Source organism: Pseudomonas sp. Emmai (genome assembly GCF_055179735.1).
The window spans coordinates 4,160,635-4,173,896 of the sequence record NZ_CM143685.1 but is presented as its reverse complement, the minus strand read 5'-3'; the positions used below and the strand labels follow the sequence as shown (position 1 = coordinate 4,173,896).

Below are 13,262 nucleotides of genomic sequence, written 5' to 3'. Positions count from 1 at the left end.
ATGATCAAGAGTTTTCAACTGACCCAAGGCGCCCTGCACAAGGTTGAACGGCTGGACGCCGAAGTGATGCTGTTCAGCAACCCCGATGCCGCCGAGCGGGACTTGCTGCACAGCCATTTCAAACTCGATGAACATGCCCTGGCTTCGGCCCTGGACCCCGACGAGGTGTCGCGCATCGAGTTTCACCCCGACAACCTGTTCCTGATCTGGAAACGCCCGGAAAACTATTCCGGTGCCGGCAGCCTGGCCTTCGAGGTGTCGTCCTGCGGCTTGCTGTTCTCGCCGGGCCGCTTGCTGGTGATCGCCACCGACGACTCGCCGCTGCACGGGCTCGGCACCCGCCAGCGGCTCAACACGCCGCTGGATGTGTTGCTGGATTTGCTGTTCAACAACATCCATCACTACCTGGGCCACCTCAAGGTGATCAAACTGGTTGCCCGGGAGTTGCAGCAAAAATTCAACGCCTCGATGGAAAACCAGCACCTGATCCAAATGTTCAACCTCAGCGAAAGCCTGATCTATTACATCAACGCCATCCACAGCAACGGCGCCGTGCTGACCCGGCTGCGCAACCACGCGGAAAAGGAACACTTCAGCGCCGAGGCCATTGGCCTGATCGACGACCTGATCATCGAAAACAACCAGTGCTACAAACAGGCGGAAATCTACTCCACGGTGTTCTCCGGGCTGATCGACGCCCGGGGCAACCTGATGAACAACAGCATGAACAACCTGTTGCGCAAACTGACGCTGATCAACGTGGTGTTTCTGCCGTTGAATTTGATTGCGAGCATTGGCGGCATGTCCGAGTTCAGCATGATGACGGCCGGGACGCCGTGGTGGGTGTCCTATCCGTTGTTTTTGACGGCGATGATGCTCGGGGCCGGTGTGATGCTGCTGGGGCTCAGGCGGCTGGCGAAGTGAGTGCCTTGCGCCGATCCTGCAAGCCACGGACAACCAGGTACAGCAACGGCCCGATCGACACGAAAATCGCGGTGAGCAACAGATAGGGAATCACGGACAACGCCGATTGGCCGCGCTTGCGCGCATCGTGGTACATCCAGATGCCCGCCAGCGTCGCCAGCAGATAAAGATCAATCACCACCTGCGCCGTATCCGGACGCGACATCAAGCTGATCCCGAAATCGATCAACGACTGTTCGGCCTGCAGCATCACCGACACGGTGTAGCCAGCAAACGCGATCAAGGCAATCAGGGGGAGGGCGACAGACTTCATGGTTTCCATCCTTGGGGGCAATGAGCGGAGTCGCCAGACTACAGAGCCCCGGCAAAATTGGCCATTGACTTGCCCGCGTCGCCCGGCTAATTTCCAGCCATGACTTCCACCGTATTGCGCTGCCAGCCAAGCATTATTACCGCCATTCCTTATTTGGCGGGCTAGCTCACGACTGCAGCACCCAACCCGCCCTAGAGGCGGGTTTTTACTTTCTGTCTCCTGGGTTTTGAATCGACGCACCACCCGTGTTGGAGCTGCCGAAGGCTGCGATCTTTTGCTGTTTGAAGATCAAAAGATCGCAGCCTTCGGCAGCTCCTAAGCAGGTCGTGTGGAACAGGAGATCAGCATGAACAGTACCGTCGCCCAGCAGGCCTTGCTTGAGCACTACGTGAAAAAGATCCTCGCCGCGCCGGTGTATGAGCTGGCGGTGCGCACGCCCCTGCAACCGGCGCCGGCGCTGTCCGAGGCGTTGGGCAATCAGGTCCTGCTCAAGCGCGAAGACCTGCAACCGACCTTTTCCTTCAAGATCCGTGGCGCCTACAACAAACTGGTGCAGCTCAGCGATGCGCAAAAGGCCTGCGGCGTGATCACGGCTTCAGCGGGCAATCATGCCCAGGGCGTGGCGTTGGCGGCGCGGGAACTGGGGATCGCCGCGACCATCGTCATGCCTTGCACGACGCCGGAGTTGAAGGTGCTCGGCGTGCGCAGCCGTGGTGCCGACGCGGTGCTGCACGGCGAGAGTTTTCCCTTCGCCCTGGAATACGCCCTGAACCTGGCGCAGCAAACCGGTCGCACCTTTGTCTCGCCCTTCGACGACCCGGACGTGATTGCCGGGCAGGGTACCGTCGCTATGGAGATCCTGCGTCAGCACCAAGGACCACTGGATGCGATCTTCGTCCCGGTGGGCGGCGGTGGCTTGATCGCCGGTATCGCCGCGTACGTCAAATACCTGCGACCGGAAGTGCGCATCATCGGCGTCGAGTCGGAACACTCCGCGTGTTTGCAGGCGGCGTTGCGGGCCGGTGAGCGGGTGGTTCTGCCCAACGTAGGAACCTTCGCCGACGGCGTGGCAGTGGCGCAGATCGGTGCTTATGGTTTCGAGGTGTGCCGGGTTTGTGTCGATGAAGTCATCACCGTCAGCAACGACGAATTGTGCACGGCGATCAAGAACATCTACGACGACACCCGCTCGATCACCGAGCCTTCCGGCGCCTTGGCCGTGGCCGGAATCAAGAAGTACGTGGCACAGACCGGCGTCCGGGGCCAGACGTTGGTGGCCATCGACTCGGGCGCCAACATCAATTTCGACAGCCTGCGCCATGTCGCCGAGCGCGCTGCGTTGAGCGGCGTCCCGGCGTGAGGGGTCTCAGGCCAGCATCGGGCGCAGGAACGTGCGCTCGTAGCTGACGATAAACTTCTTCTCCACCAGCGAGGCCACCAGCGCGGTAGTTTCCGGATCGGTCATCGCGATATGGCGGTAGCTTTCATAGTCCGCCAGCGACGGAAAACTGAACAGGCAGTAGGCAATATTGCTCGCGCCCTCGGACGGCAGGAAGTAGCCGTGATGAGTACCGCCCAGGCGCTCGACGATACCGAGCCAGGCCTGGGCGTAGGCTTCGAACTCGGGCAGTTGATAGGGATCGATCACGTATTTGACGTGGCAGGTAATCAAAAGAAAGCTCCTGTGGCAAATATCGGAAGGCTGAGGATGATCCCAAGCCTGGTGGTGCCCCTGTGGCGAGGGAGCTTGCTCCCGCTGGGCTGCTTAGCGGCCTCAAGACTTCGAGGGCGGTGGGAGGTTTTGTGAGTGCTGCGCACTCAAGCGGGAGCAAGCGCCCTCGCCACAGTATCGCGCTACTCCTGGACGGCTTTCTCAATCTTGCTCGACGCCGTCCAGATACGATAACGAACCTCAACATCCTTGGGCACGTAAAGCACGATCGGCAGCTTGCTGTTATAGCGCAGCATGAACCCGTCACCGACCACCGGCACGAAGTCTTTTGTGGTCTTGCCATCCGGGCAGGCCATCATCGTGCTCATCGGCCCGATCACCGTTTCCAGCCGATAGAACGGATAACCCCAACCCTCCAGATTCTTCTCTTCGAGCATTCCGCCCAGGCGCTGACGGTTGCAGTCCACAGTCAACGTCTTGCCGGCCAGAATCTCGACCTGGTAGCTGTCTTCCTGGGTTTGTGGCGCGAGACGGATCACCTGGCGGGTAAAACCGCTCTCGGCTTTGGGGAATGGCGCAACTTCCTCAAGTTTTGCGGCGTGCGCGGCGCACGACAGCCCGGCAACTATTAGCCCAACGGTCGTGTTTAAGGTCAACGAACCCATGATGCCTCCTTGCGTGTGAGTGGGGTCAGCGGATACTGAAATATTGGGTAGCATTTTTACTGCCGAACACGATGGATGCAAACCCATCGCTGATACCTGCATATTGCAGGGCTTTTACCGGCCCTTCTTGCATCTTGCATGAGTGCAATCTGATGGCGCGCAGCCTAAACCTTTGATTTGCCGACGAGGTGCAGAGCGAATTCTTGGGCATGTTTTATGCTGTAGCTGGTCTTAAGCTGACCGACGAGTTCATATGAGTCAGTGTTGCTACGAGAGAACGGCCAGGTAATGAAATGTTCAGGCCCGCAAGGAAGACAAACGGGTTTTTTCAGCACCGACCGATGATTATTTTGATTGGCAGTCTCACATTAAGGAGAGGGTCGCCATGTTTCTTTCTGCCCTGGAACTTCGCAACATCATTGAAAGCAGCTTCCTGCCGAAGCGCTGTCAATGCACGCTGACGCCTGACTTGTCGATGACCGTAAAAGTGTATGCCGACACGCACACCGATCAACTGGATCTGATGGTGACCGGTATCAACGCCAAACACTTGAATGGTTGTCGCGAAATCAACGACCTGATTGCCGAACTTCGATCCGACATGCAGCACAGGGCATCCGCCCAGACATTGCATCCGGATCGCAAAGCACTTTAACCCACAGTTTCGAGCTCGACCGATACGCGCCGGGTCTGGAAAAATCCCAGACCCAGCGCCAGTTCGACCCCGACAGCCAGCAAAATACCTGGCCCGGCATGGCCATTCAGCCATTCGCCGAAGCCCAGTGCTGCCAAACCCCAACAGCCGACAATAAAACCGTTGCTCAAAGCACTGCGAGTCGCGGAAGGCGCCTCGTTGCGAACCAGATAAAACATCACCCCCAACGCCGCAAAGAGCACGGCGCTACGCCGCGCGACCAGTCCCGCCGCCGACGAATACTCGATGCTCCAGACCGCCAATAACTGATCCGGCATCAAGCCCCACACCAACGCCAGCACGAAACACAGCGCGGCGGTGAACGTCGACAACGTACGAAACGATAACTGCATGGCGAATCCTTGCGGCAGTGAGGGAGGCGCCCAAAGCATAGCGCCAGATCCCTCACAGGCAAACCGCAAAGCGCCGAATCAGAGCCTTCTGTCAGTTCTGATAACTGCAGGCGTCAGACAATTTCCGATAGGTGATCTCCGACGGTTTACCCGTGGCACTGTCGATGTACTTCATGTCTGCGTTGACCACTTTGCAGTCCAACGTCGTCGGTTCGTTCAAGGCAATCACCCTGCCCACGTGCAGCGGCATGCCGTACTGGTACGGAGTCGCCTGGGCGGTCGAAGTGTCGTTGGCTTGGGCCAGGCCGGTAAACGCGGTGCAGGCGAGGGCGGTGGTGATCAGCAAGGTGCGCATGTTCATGGAGGTTCTCCGGTGCAGGCTTAAAGTCAGCTCGACGAGTAGGGCGTCGAACCTGCCGCACTGGGCATCAGGAGAGTCTGAAGGCGTGCGGTCCCGTAAAGTTTTGGACCGCGGCGTTAAGCGATGGTTAACCCGTCTGAATACCACCTGTCGTAAGGCAGTTTCTGACAGAGGTTTCATGGGGGACCGGTCAGTTAGTTGCTGGAACGACTCTCCAGGCGCACAACTTTAAAACCGCGCGCCTCGGGAAGCGTATCAATGCCGATAGCCGTTTCAGCCTGGCCTTTGCCGGCCACGTAGTCATAGAGCAGCAACTTCGTCGGGACTTCATAGCCTTCGTTTGGCATGACCAGACGCATTTGCTGCGGCCCCAGATAGAGCCAACGGGGCAGGGCCTTCTCGGCGAAATCGATTTGCTCAACGCTGTGAGTGACCGGGTTTTTGCGCAACACGACGCCTTTCATATAGGGCGAGCCGTATTCCAGGGCGAATATCAGGGTTGAGGACACGCACTTTGCCAGGACGATGCGGCCGATAAAGTCCTCTTGGGGCATATCGGTGAAGGCGATGTGGGTGTTGCCGTCGAGTTTTACGAAAAGACGATGGCCGTCTTCGGCGGGCTCGGCCAACAGCGATACCTTGGAGTTACCGGCTAACGGGCAGGTGAGGATGGTCTTGAGCGGTTGCGCGTAGGTCGGGGTGGTTAGCAGGGCTGCGAAGAGGTACGGCCAAGGTGATTTCATTGGGGCGGGAATCCTTTCGGTTGTTGGGTCCTACATTGCTGCCCGTGAGTCGTAAAAAATCCTAGGAAAGCTTCGTCCCGTTCCTACAAGCTTGGGCGCATTGTCGACTTTCGCCGGCCGGCTTCCGGCGGGTACTGTTTGGCATCGCTGCAAAATCAGCGGTCAGGTTTGGTCACCTGCTGCCATCACACAGATGTGTGTGCCATCATTCGCCCCGCGGACTTCTATGTGTTCGTAGTGCGTTGTAATGGCGGCTGTGTGCCGGACGCCTTCGGGCGAGCCGAGTCGATGGTATCGGTTGACCAAGCCTGTACACAGTCCGCCTCCATCGTTTGGTCACGATGCTGGCGGTTATTCACAAATCATCGAGTAACCACTATGCCAACGCTAAATCCATTTCCCAATCGCTACCGCCCAATCAAAAGCAGCGTCACTGATTCAAGCCCCCTGGTCATCGACACCGAGGCCAATCCCCAAGACATTCTCGAAGCCGCACTCCAACGCATCCGTGCCTCCAGCAACTTGCTGGAAACGTTGCATTGCCAGTGCTTCAAAGACGGTGACGTCCAGGACATTCCCCACATTACCCACGCGCTGTATCTGCTGACGCAGGACGGCTGCGATCTATTGCAAGTCGCGCAGCAACAAATGCTGGGCTGGACAGCCCCAGCCTGACGCCTGCTGAAACACGCCTGCCTCCTACGAGGCAGGCGTCAACACGGCAGAGGCGGGCACCCGGCTCAAAAACAGCGCCAAACCTTGCTGATACTGCTCGGCGTCCATCACATCGCTGCGTTTGGGAATGTGATAGGCCATGTCCTTGCGATCCGACTCAGCGCAGGCCACCGAGTAAAAGTCAGGTGTCTCCTTGAGACGCACAATCTTCCCCCAAGCCAACCCGCCTTTTGCACCCTTGGCATTGACCAAACTGAAACCCTGATCATCAAGCAGCAAGCGATACGCACCCTCAACAGACTTGAGGTTAATACGCAGCTTGGCTTCGATAAGGCGCTGATTCGCGCCGCGCAAAGGCGCACGTGGCTGGGCACCGCTGGCGGCCATACGTGCGCGCAGGTGGCCCAACCATCGACTGGAAAAGAACCACCAAAACACCGCGAAGATCGCCCCGAACAACACCATCGTGATGATCTTCTGAGGAGTGAACTGGCGCTCGGGAAAATAGATCGCCAGCATCCCGCCGACCAGGCACAGCAAAAACAAAAGCGGGGCGAGCAGACGTTCCTGCAAGCGTGCGATGCAACCCATCAGTTGGGCCTGCTGCTCATCATGCTTAAGCATCTCGCGCTCCAGTTGTTCGCCGATCCTGATCTGGGTGTGCTCGGGGGTAATGGTGAAGTGCAGTTCCATGTCGTTGAATCCGAAGTCCGTTTCTGAAGAGGGCGGAAGTTTACGTGTTTGCTGCGCGTCTGGCATAGGCAACCAGGTCTTTGGGGTAAACCATGCTATCGATTTGGCTGTCGTCGATACCGTATAAAAAGGCAATGACGCCTGCTTCAAAAGCCCAGTAACCGACGTAGTTGCCTTCGTCGTCTTCAATGTCCAAATGACTGTCATGCCAGTTGGTTTGCAGCGTGGCGAAAGCGGGATACCACGCTTCGCAATAGTGCTTTAACAAGTGGCTCGATTCTTCAGGTTCGGTGGCATACATCGCCCGAATCAGCGGCGTGTAGAGGTCGTGGAACCACTCGTCCAGATCAGCGCGGCCAGGTAAATACTTGCGCAGAAGGTCTTCGTAGAGGGTGTCTTCGTGGGCGTATCCCCCGCGATCCACCAGGGTGACGAAACGAGTCAGCAGGTCGGTACGTTGCAACAAAATACAAAGGCTGATGACTTGAACGCACTCTTCGTAGTGTTCAGGCAAGTCATCAATGGCCAAGGGGGAAATATCAGGTTCGCGTTCCTCGGCAGCCAGCGCTTGTTGGTAAATCTCGTAGCGACTGATCAGCTTCTCCAACCGGGGAATAAGGCTGTCAATCGGCTCGCCCGCCGTGTAACTGATCAGCAAGGCGTTAAATGCCGCCTCCTTGAAGTACCCCGTGCGTAATGCCTTCTCCTGATCTGGAGAGTCTGCCTGCATCGTTCCTGTCCATCGAGATTCGGTCGTATCGTACAGATGGATAGATTTTTGGTAGTAGGAGTCGGCGATGAAATGCTGGCGTCTGTTCATGGCGTTTGTCTGGCTTACTTCCATCGGAACTATTCCTTGTCGAATCGCTTAAACCACTGCGCGGTGCTGTCTTCTCCGAAGGTCGGGCCATAGGGTGAATGGGACTGGAGTTGATCTGGCTCAGGGATGCGTATGGTTTTGACAATTTCATTAACGGCTACATAGGCTGCGGGTGGCGCCTCACCCTGTGACCCGAGCTGGGGGTAGTCGCCGGCACGGATGATCAATCCGTTGTCATAATTCAATGTCTCCAGATTGCTGCGGCTGCTAAAAGCATGATTTAACAAGTTTTCACCTCCTAGACGCTCCACAAACTGATTGCCAAGAATGGTGTACCAGTTCACACCCTTGATGTGATCAAGCAGCTCTCGCTTAAAGTTGTGCACCATGGTGTCCACTTCAAGTCCGGGGAACTGCTGAGCCAACTGAAATTCCATTGGCATGTAGCTATCGAAGTCATAAGGCAGAACACTGGAAAGTCCGCCATAGCCATGTTCAGCCTTCACCTGATTACAAAGATAAACCAGCCAGTTCTGATAGCGGGCTACACCGTCAGCTTCCAACAAAAAAGACCAAGGCAAAATGATCTTAAGGTACGAGCGCTTTTGGTCGCCATGGACTTCAAATGAGTTCAAAGCCGAAAGGCGGTATTCAGCAGCCTCATTTGCAGTTGGAGCACTGCTGAGGTGCCATTCATATTGTTCGTTCGAACTTGTTTGAATAATATCCTCGGTCGTTTTTTTGAAACTATCGTTTGTCAGTTTTTTATATTGATCAGTAAATTGCCCCTTTAGATGTTGGCCGAATTCTTTCTTGAAGCGATCGAAGCATTCTACGACTTTTGTCTTGTTCTCCAGTAGATAGCCTTTTTTAAAATAAACTGTGGCAATCAGCCCCAGTCTGATGGCTGGTGTGCTATCTGGAAGTTCAAAAGTCAGGTTTGGAGCTTGGTCAGATAATATTTGCAATGGATTCATAGTCGTCTTTTCTATCTGGCGGTTACGGCTCTGGCATATTCGACCAGGTCTTTTGGATAAACCATATGATCGATTTTGCTGTCGTCGATGCCGTATAAAAACGCGATTGCCCCGGCCTCTATCGCCCAGTACCCAACATAATTGCCGCCTTCTCCCTGTAAATGGGTGTCATGCCACGGCGCCTGGGTAAATGCGTCGTACCATTGTTCACAATAGTCGTCTAGTAGCTTTCTGGATTGCTCTTTGGTCTTGGCATAGATGGCTTGAATCAATGGGGTATATACATCGTGGTACCATTGATCAACATCATGTCTATTTGGCAGTACTTTACGCAATAAATCTTCATGCAAGGTGTCATCGCCAACATATCCCGCCTGATCTATTAGAAGCACGAACCGCTTCAATAAATCGATACGATGCAATAGGATGCACAAACTTATGACTTGTACGCATTCTTCATACTGGTCCAGCGAGTCATCAATAGCCAAGGGCGAAATTTTTGGCGCGTGTTCAAGGATGGCCAACTTGGTTTGCCATGTTTCGTATTTTTCTATTAGTTCTTCAAGCAGTGGAATAAGAGTTTTTATCTCTTCACCTGCCGTGTAGCTGGCGAAGATCCTGTCAAACAGAAGATTTTGGAGTTGCTCTGCTCGAAGTGAAGCTTCTTCTTCCGGAGAGTCAGATTCGAATGTGTTAGTTTTACAAAGCTCTATTGTTTCATCGAGTTCTTTCAGAAAATGTTTGTAGTGATCTTTACTATAAAAATCTTGCCTTGTATTCATGTATTTCTCGCATATTCGACCAAATCCCTTGGGTAGACGCTATGGGTGATTTTGCTGTCATCGATTCCATACAAAAAAGCAATAGCACCCGCCTCGAATGCCCAATATCCTACATAGCTGCCTTCGTCCCCATTCAAGTGTGAATCGTGCCAAGGAGCGTGGCTAAATGCCTCGTACCATTGTTCACAATAATCCGCTAGCAACTGAGACGCCTCGGTTTTTTCATCTGCATAGATAGCTTCGATTAAAGGGGTGTAGACATCGTGGTACCACTCATCGACATCCTCTCGGTCGGGTAGCCGTTTGCGCAGCAAGTCTTCGTAGAGCGTGTCCTCACCCTTGTAATTTGCATCGTCTACAAGCTTGGCAAATCGTTTGAGCAAGTCCGTTCTGTTGAGCAGGACGCACAGGCTAAAGACTTGTACGCATTCTTCAAATTCATCTGGCCAGTCATCAATGGCAAGGGGCGAGATGTTGATTACCCCCTCGGAGATCGAAAGTTTTCTCTGACACTCTTCGTAGGCTGATATCAGTTCTTCAAGCATTGGCACCAATAAGTGGATATCCACTCCTGAAGTATAAGAAATAAATAGTTTTCTTTGCGCCACACTTTTGAAGTGAGCAGCCCTGAGGGACGCTTCTTGTTCGGGAGAGTCCGACTCGAATGTGTGAGTCTTCCAGAAAATTTTGGTCTCTTCGCTGTAAGCCAGGAAGTTCGCGTATCGGGTCTCAGTGAGGAATTCTTGTCGTTTATTCATGACGACCACGTAAGGAATCAGCAGTTGTTTTATGGTTTCTGGCGTATTCGACCAAATCTTTCGGATATACCATGTTATCGATTTTGCTGTCGTCTATATCGTATAAAAAGGCGATGGCGCCTGCTTCCAACGCCCAGTAACCGACGTAGTTTCCATCCTCTCCTTGATGGTGGGTGTCATGCCACGGGGCATGTTCGAAGGCGCAATACCATTGCTCGCAGTACTGTTGAAGCAGTTCAGAAGCCTCTTCTTTACTGTCGACGTAGATTGATTGAATAAGAGGCGTATAGACGTCGTGATACCACTGGTCGACATCGTGCCGGCCAGGTAGAACCTTCTTCAGCAAGTCTTCGTAAAGCGTGTCGAAACCTGCATAGCCCGCATCGTCCATGAGCCTGACGAATCGAGGGAGCAGGTCGGTGCGGTGTAACAGAATGCACAGGCTGATGACCTGAGCGCCTTCTTCAAATTGATAAGCCCAGTCATCCATCGCTAAAGGCGAGATATCCGGGGATTCCTCATATATTGCCAATGCTTTCTGGCGTACTTCGTACTTTGCAATCACATCCTCAAGCAGAGGAATAAGAGAGGCTATGTCCTCTCCGCCGGTATAGGCGGCGAATAGCCTGTCACGTGCCAGGGTTTTAAAGTAACTTGCACGAAGAGAGGCTTCCTCCTCCACCGAGTCAGATTGAAATGTATTGCTTTTGAAGAACTCTATGACTTCGTCGTGTTCGCGGAGGAAGTTTTCATAGTGTTTTTTACTGAATAGATGTTGTCTTACCTTCATAAATGCCTAGTTACCTGGAGCAATACGCCGCATTCTAAGTCAGGGAGGATCTTGTTATTCGCTCGCCCAATACCAAATCGTGTTGCCCCGCTTTGAATCATTTGCAATAGGCATGACCGCGCCCCGTTCGAAATAGCGACGGGAATCTGCTTGTACGGGTGTAAACCAATACCCTGTTTGGCTACAAGGCTGACCGGCGTCTATACAGGTCATTTTTGTAGGGTCAGTCAGCTGGTAATTTCTGGCGTACTTGACCAAGTCTTTTGGATAAACAATGTGATCGATGTTGCTATCATCTATACCGTATAGAAAAGCAATGGCACCAGCTTCCAGTGCCCAATATCCACAGTAGCTTCCTTTATCCCCCTGTTTATGAGTGTCGTGCCATGGTGCCTGTTCAAACGCGGAATACCAACCATTGCAGTATTTCTGCAATAGCTTGGAAGCCTTTTCCTTATCCTCCTCATGCGTTGCGTATACCAGATCAGAGTAAACATCGTGGTACCAGCGATCTACGTCGTATCGATCAGGCAAAAGTTTGCAAAGCAGATCTTCGTATAGAGTGTCATCGCCCGCGTAACCCGCTGGATCTATTAAGGCCACGAAGCGTTTTAGCAGGTCGGCGCGGTGCAAAAGAATACACAGACTGAACACTTGAACACATTCTTCGTACTGGTCAGGCCAATCATCAATCGTTAGCGGTGTGACGTATGGAATCTTTTCATAAATAGCCAACGTTTTTTGAAGGATCTCGTAGCTATTGACAAGATTTTCCAATAATTGAATCAGATTTTCGATTTTATTTCCGGCGGTGTAGCGTATCAGTATTTCTTTGAGTATCAGCTTTTGAAAGTGCCTAGCTCTGACTGCTTTTTCTTGATTCTCGCAGTCTGCTTGGAATGTATTTTTATCAAAAAAACTAAGGGTTTCTTCGTAGTTGATGAAGAAATTATCGAGACGTGTTTCGCTCAGGAACTGCTGTCTTTTATTCATGCGTTTTTTTCTTCTGAGTGGCCGGACTCCAAACAGCAAGTAATGGGCGGATGTTCGCCCATTCGGTTGATAGCTAGCTGGAGTTAAATCACTATGTCCCCGTTATTATTCTCCCGACCAATACCAAATGGTATCGCCCCAATGAGAATCATTGAATCCTGGCATTATGTCGCCTTGATTAAAGTGGCGGCGAGACTCTGCTTTCGCCGGCGTAAACCAATAGCCAGTCTTGCTGCATGGTTGTCCTGCATCTATACGAACAACTCGAGACCCATCGGTCGGTTGGTAATTTCTCGCGTATTCGACCAAGTCCTTTGGATAAACCATGTGATCAATTTTGCTGTCGTCTATGCCATACAAAAATGCGATTGCTCCTGCTTCAATAGCCCAGTATCCGACGTAATTCCCATCCTCTCCCTGTAAATGCAAATCGTGCCATGGCGCTTGTTCAAATGCTGGATACCATTGACTGCAGTATTTTTTTAGATACTTGGTTGCTTCTTCTTTACTATCTGCATAGATTGCTTGAATTAAAGGTGAATAGACACCGTGAAACCAAAAATCTACATCGTGTCTGTTTGGCAGTACCTTGGTAAGTAAATCTTCATATAGAGTGTCGGCGCCAGCATAGCTTGCGTTATCTATTAGCTTTACAAAACGTTTGAGTAGGTCCGTGCGATGTAGCAGCACGCAGAAGCCTATAACTTGTACGCATTCTTCATATTGATAAGGCCAGTCATCAATTGCGAGTGGTGATATGTTTGGGAGGTTTTCGTGTTCCTCGAGTTTGGCTTGTCTTATTTCGTACTTGTCAATCAGGTCGCTTAGAAGCGGTATTAAGAAGGATATTTCTTCTCCTGCTGTATAAGCAGCTAAAAGTCTGTCCAGTGCAAGCCTTTGTAAGTGCCTTGATCGGAGCGCTGCTTCTTCTTCGGGCGAGTCGGATTCAAAGGTGTTTGTCTTTAAAAATTCAAGGACTTGGTCATGCTCTCTTTGAAAGTTTTTGTAGTGAGCTTCACTAAAGAATTTTTGTCTTTTGTTCATTTTCT

At 52.7% G+C, this 13,262-nt stretch carries 17 protein-coding genes and 1 pseudogene; 4 read left to right on the top strand and 14 right to left on the bottom strand.

Annotated features, from left to right (window positions below; translation table 11 throughout):
* Positions 1 to 924, top strand: coding sequence for a magnesium transporter CorA family protein (locus ACY4LX_RS19205; RefSeq protein WP_463257460.1), 924 nt, complete (start codon positions 1 to 3; stop codon positions 922 to 924).
* On the opposite strand, the gene ACY4LX_RS19200 is transcribed toward ACY4LX_RS19205, so the two are convergent.
* Complete coding sequence (locus tag ACY4LX_RS19200) at positions 905 to 1,237, bottom strand: DUF2834 domain-containing protein (RefSeq protein ID WP_149661624.1); 333 nt, start codon at positions 1,235 to 1,237, stop codon at positions 905 to 907. The genes ACY4LX_RS19205 and ACY4LX_RS19200 overlap by 20 nt on opposite strands.
* A gap of 346 nt (positions 1,238 to 1,583) precedes the next feature.
* Between ACY4LX_RS19200 and ilvA the strand changes: the two are divergent.
* Positions 1,584 to 2,579 (top strand): annotated as a pseudogene (gene ilvA, locus ACY4LX_RS19195) (threonine ammonia-lyase, biosynthetic); the annotation flags it as partial.
* A gap of 24 nt (positions 2,580 to 2,603) precedes the next feature.
* Here ilvA and ACY4LX_RS19190 read toward each other — a convergent pair.
* Positions 2,604 to 2,909 carry an NIPSNAP family protein gene (locus ACY4LX_RS19190; protein ID WP_149661626.1) on the bottom strand — a complete coding sequence of 102 codons (306 nt, stop codon included), beginning with the start codon at positions 2,907 to 2,909 and terminating at the stop codon, positions 2,604 to 2,606.
* Positions 2,910 to 3,091: 182 nt separating this feature from the next.
* Positions 3,092 to 3,574, bottom strand: a complete 483-nt coding sequence (eco, locus tag ACY4LX_RS19185; RefSeq protein WP_463257459.1) for a serine protease inhibitor ecotin — start codon at positions 3,572 to 3,574, stop codon at positions 3,092 to 3,094.
* Between the two features lie 385 nt (positions 3,575 to 3,959).
* On the opposite strand from eco, the gene ACY4LX_RS19180 reads away from it, so the two are divergent.
* Positions 3,960 to 4,229: a DUF1652 domain-containing protein gene (locus tag ACY4LX_RS19180; RefSeq protein ID WP_463257458.1), complete on the top strand. Its 270-nt coding sequence runs from the start codon at positions 3,960 to 3,962 to the stop codon at positions 4,227 to 4,229.
* On the opposite strand, the gene ACY4LX_RS19175 is transcribed toward ACY4LX_RS19180, so the two are convergent.
* From ACY4LX_RS19175 to ACY4LX_RS19165, 3 genes are all read right to left on the bottom strand, one after another.
* Positions 4,226 to 4,621, bottom strand: a complete 396-nt coding sequence (locus ACY4LX_RS19175; protein ID WP_149661629.1) for a hypothetical protein — start codon at positions 4,619 to 4,621, stop codon at positions 4,226 to 4,228. The genes ACY4LX_RS19180 and ACY4LX_RS19175 overlap by 4 nt on opposite strands.
* Positions 4,622 to 4,712: 91 nt before the next feature.
* Positions 4,713 to 4,982 (bottom strand): DUF2790 domain-containing protein, encoded by a 270-nt coding sequence (locus ACY4LX_RS19170; RefSeq protein ID WP_463257457.1) that lies wholly within the window; start codon positions 4,980 to 4,982, stop codon positions 4,713 to 4,715.
* A gap of 194 nt (positions 4,983 to 5,176) precedes the next feature.
* Complete coding sequence (locus ACY4LX_RS19165; protein WP_463257456.1) at positions 5,177 to 5,725, bottom strand: hypothetical protein; 549 nt, start codon at positions 5,723 to 5,725, stop codon at positions 5,177 to 5,179.
* Between the two features lie 378 nt (positions 5,726 to 6,103).
* On the opposite strand from ACY4LX_RS19165, the gene ACY4LX_RS19160 reads away from it, so the two are divergent.
* Complete coding sequence (locus tag ACY4LX_RS19160) at positions 6,104 to 6,400, top strand: hypothetical protein (protein ID WP_463257455.1); 297 nt, start codon at positions 6,104 to 6,106, stop codon at positions 6,398 to 6,400.
* A 24-nt stretch (positions 6,401 to 6,424) separates the two neighbouring features.
* Here the strand turns inward: ACY4LX_RS19160 and ACY4LX_RS19155 are convergent, their stop codons facing one another.
* The 8 genes from ACY4LX_RS19155 to ACY4LX_RS19120 all read right to left on the bottom strand — a co-directional run bounded on the left by ACY4LX_RS19155 (position 6,425) and on the right by ACY4LX_RS19120 (position 13,257).
* Positions 6,425 to 7,093 carry a hypothetical protein gene (locus ACY4LX_RS19155; protein WP_463257454.1) on the bottom strand — a complete coding sequence of 223 codons (669 nt, stop codon included), beginning with the start codon at positions 7,091 to 7,093 and terminating at the stop codon, positions 6,425 to 6,427.
* 40 nt (positions 7,094 to 7,133) lie between these two features.
* The gene (locus ACY4LX_RS19150) at positions 7,134 to 7,937 is read right to left on the bottom strand and encodes a PoNe immunity protein domain-containing protein (protein ID WP_463257453.1); all 804 of its coding nucleotides are present in this window, start codon (positions 7,935 to 7,937) and stop codon (positions 7,134 to 7,136) included.
* Positions 7,938 to 7,942: 5 nt separating this feature from the next.
* Positions 7,943 to 8,890 carry a type VI immunity family protein gene (locus ACY4LX_RS19145; protein WP_463257452.1) on the bottom strand — a complete coding sequence of 316 codons (948 nt, stop codon included), beginning with the start codon at positions 8,888 to 8,890 and terminating at the stop codon, positions 7,943 to 7,945.
* Between the two features lie 11 nt (positions 8,891 to 8,901).
* Positions 8,902 to 9,672 (bottom strand): PoNe immunity protein domain-containing protein, encoded by a 771-nt coding sequence (locus ACY4LX_RS19140; protein WP_463257451.1) that lies wholly within the window; start codon positions 9,670 to 9,672, stop codon positions 8,902 to 8,904.
* Positions 9,669 to 10,430 (bottom strand): PoNe immunity protein domain-containing protein, encoded by a 762-nt coding sequence (locus ACY4LX_RS19135; protein WP_463257450.1) that lies wholly within the window; start codon positions 10,428 to 10,430, stop codon positions 9,669 to 9,671. The genes ACY4LX_RS19140 and ACY4LX_RS19135 overlap by 4 nt, the downstream gene beginning before the upstream one ends.
* Positions 10,423 to 11,220 carry a PoNe immunity protein domain-containing protein gene (locus ACY4LX_RS19130; RefSeq protein WP_463257449.1) on the bottom strand — a complete coding sequence of 266 codons (798 nt, stop codon included), beginning with the start codon at positions 11,218 to 11,220 and terminating at the stop codon, positions 10,423 to 10,425. Before ACY4LX_RS19130 ends, ACY4LX_RS19135 begins: the two co-directional genes overlap by 8 nt.
* Positions 11,221 to 11,274: 54 nt before the next feature.
* Positions 11,275 to 12,213 (bottom strand): PoNe immunity protein domain-containing protein, encoded by a 939-nt coding sequence (locus ACY4LX_RS19125; RefSeq protein WP_463257448.1) that lies wholly within the window; start codon positions 12,211 to 12,213, stop codon positions 11,275 to 11,277.
* 105 nt (positions 12,214 to 12,318) lie between these two features.
* The gene (locus ACY4LX_RS19120; RefSeq protein ID WP_463257447.1) at positions 12,319 to 13,257 is read right to left on the bottom strand and encodes a PoNe immunity protein domain-containing protein; all 939 of its coding nucleotides are present in this window, start codon (positions 13,255 to 13,257) and stop codon (positions 12,319 to 12,321) included.
* Positions 13,258 to 13,262 lie beyond the last annotated feature (5 nt).

Excerpts from the sequence above, each read along its gene's own strand:
- ACY4LX_RS19205 (WP_463257460.1), top strand. The coding sequence starts at position 1 with ATGATCAAGAGTTTTCAACTGACCCAAGGCGCCCTGCACAAGGTTGAA.
- ACY4LX_RS19200 (WP_149661624.1), bottom strand. The coding sequence starts at position 1,237 with ATGAAGTCTGTCGCCCTCCCCCTGATTGCCTTGATCGCGTTTGCTGGC.
- eco (WP_463257459.1), bottom strand. The coding sequence starts at position 3,574 with ATGGGTTCGTTGACCTTAAACACGACCGTTGGGCTAATAGTTGCCGGG.
- ACY4LX_RS19180 (WP_463257458.1), top strand. The coding sequence starts at position 3,960 with ATGTTTCTTTCTGCCCTGGAACTTCGCAACATCATTGAAAGCAGCTTC.
- ACY4LX_RS19175 (WP_149661629.1), bottom strand. The coding sequence starts at position 4,621 with ATGCAGTTATCGTTTCGTACGTTGTCGACGTTCACCGCCGCGCTGTGT.
- ACY4LX_RS19170 (WP_463257457.1), bottom strand. The coding sequence starts at position 4,982 with ATGAACATGCGCACCTTGCTGATCACCACCGCCCTCGCCTGCACCGCG.
- ACY4LX_RS19165 (WP_463257456.1), bottom strand. The coding sequence starts at position 5,725 with ATGAAATCACCTTGGCCGTACCTCTTCGCAGCCCTGCTAACCACCCCG.
- ACY4LX_RS19160 (WP_463257455.1), top strand. The coding sequence starts at position 6,104 with ATGCCAACGCTAAATCCATTTCCCAATCGCTACCGCCCAATCAAAAGC.
- ACY4LX_RS19155 (WP_463257454.1), bottom strand. The coding sequence starts at position 7,093 with ATGGAACTGCACTTCACCATTACCCCCGAGCACACCCAGATCAGGATC.
- ACY4LX_RS19150 (WP_463257453.1), bottom strand. The coding sequence starts at position 7,937 with ATGGAAGTAAGCCAGACAAACGCCATGAACAGACGCCAGCATTTCATC.
- ACY4LX_RS19145 (WP_463257452.1), bottom strand. The coding sequence starts at position 8,890 with ATGAATCCATTGCAAATATTATCTGACCAAGCTCCAAACCTGACTTTT.
- ACY4LX_RS19140 (WP_463257451.1), bottom strand. The coding sequence starts at position 9,672 with ATGAATACAAGGCAAGATTTTTATAGTAAAGATCACTACAAACATTTT.
- ACY4LX_RS19135 (WP_463257450.1), bottom strand. The coding sequence starts at position 10,430 with ATGAATAAACGACAAGAATTCCTCACTGAGACCCGATACGCGAACTTC.
- ACY4LX_RS19130 (WP_463257449.1), bottom strand. The coding sequence starts at position 11,220 with ATGAAGGTAAGACAACATCTATTCAGTAAAAAACACTATGAAAACTTC.
- ACY4LX_RS19125 (WP_463257448.1), bottom strand. The coding sequence starts at position 12,213 with ATGAATAAAAGACAGCAGTTCCTGAGCGAAACACGTCTCGATAATTTC.
- ACY4LX_RS19120 (WP_463257447.1), bottom strand. The coding sequence starts at position 13,257 with ATGAACAAAAGACAAAAATTCTTTAGTGAAGCTCACTACAAAAACTTT.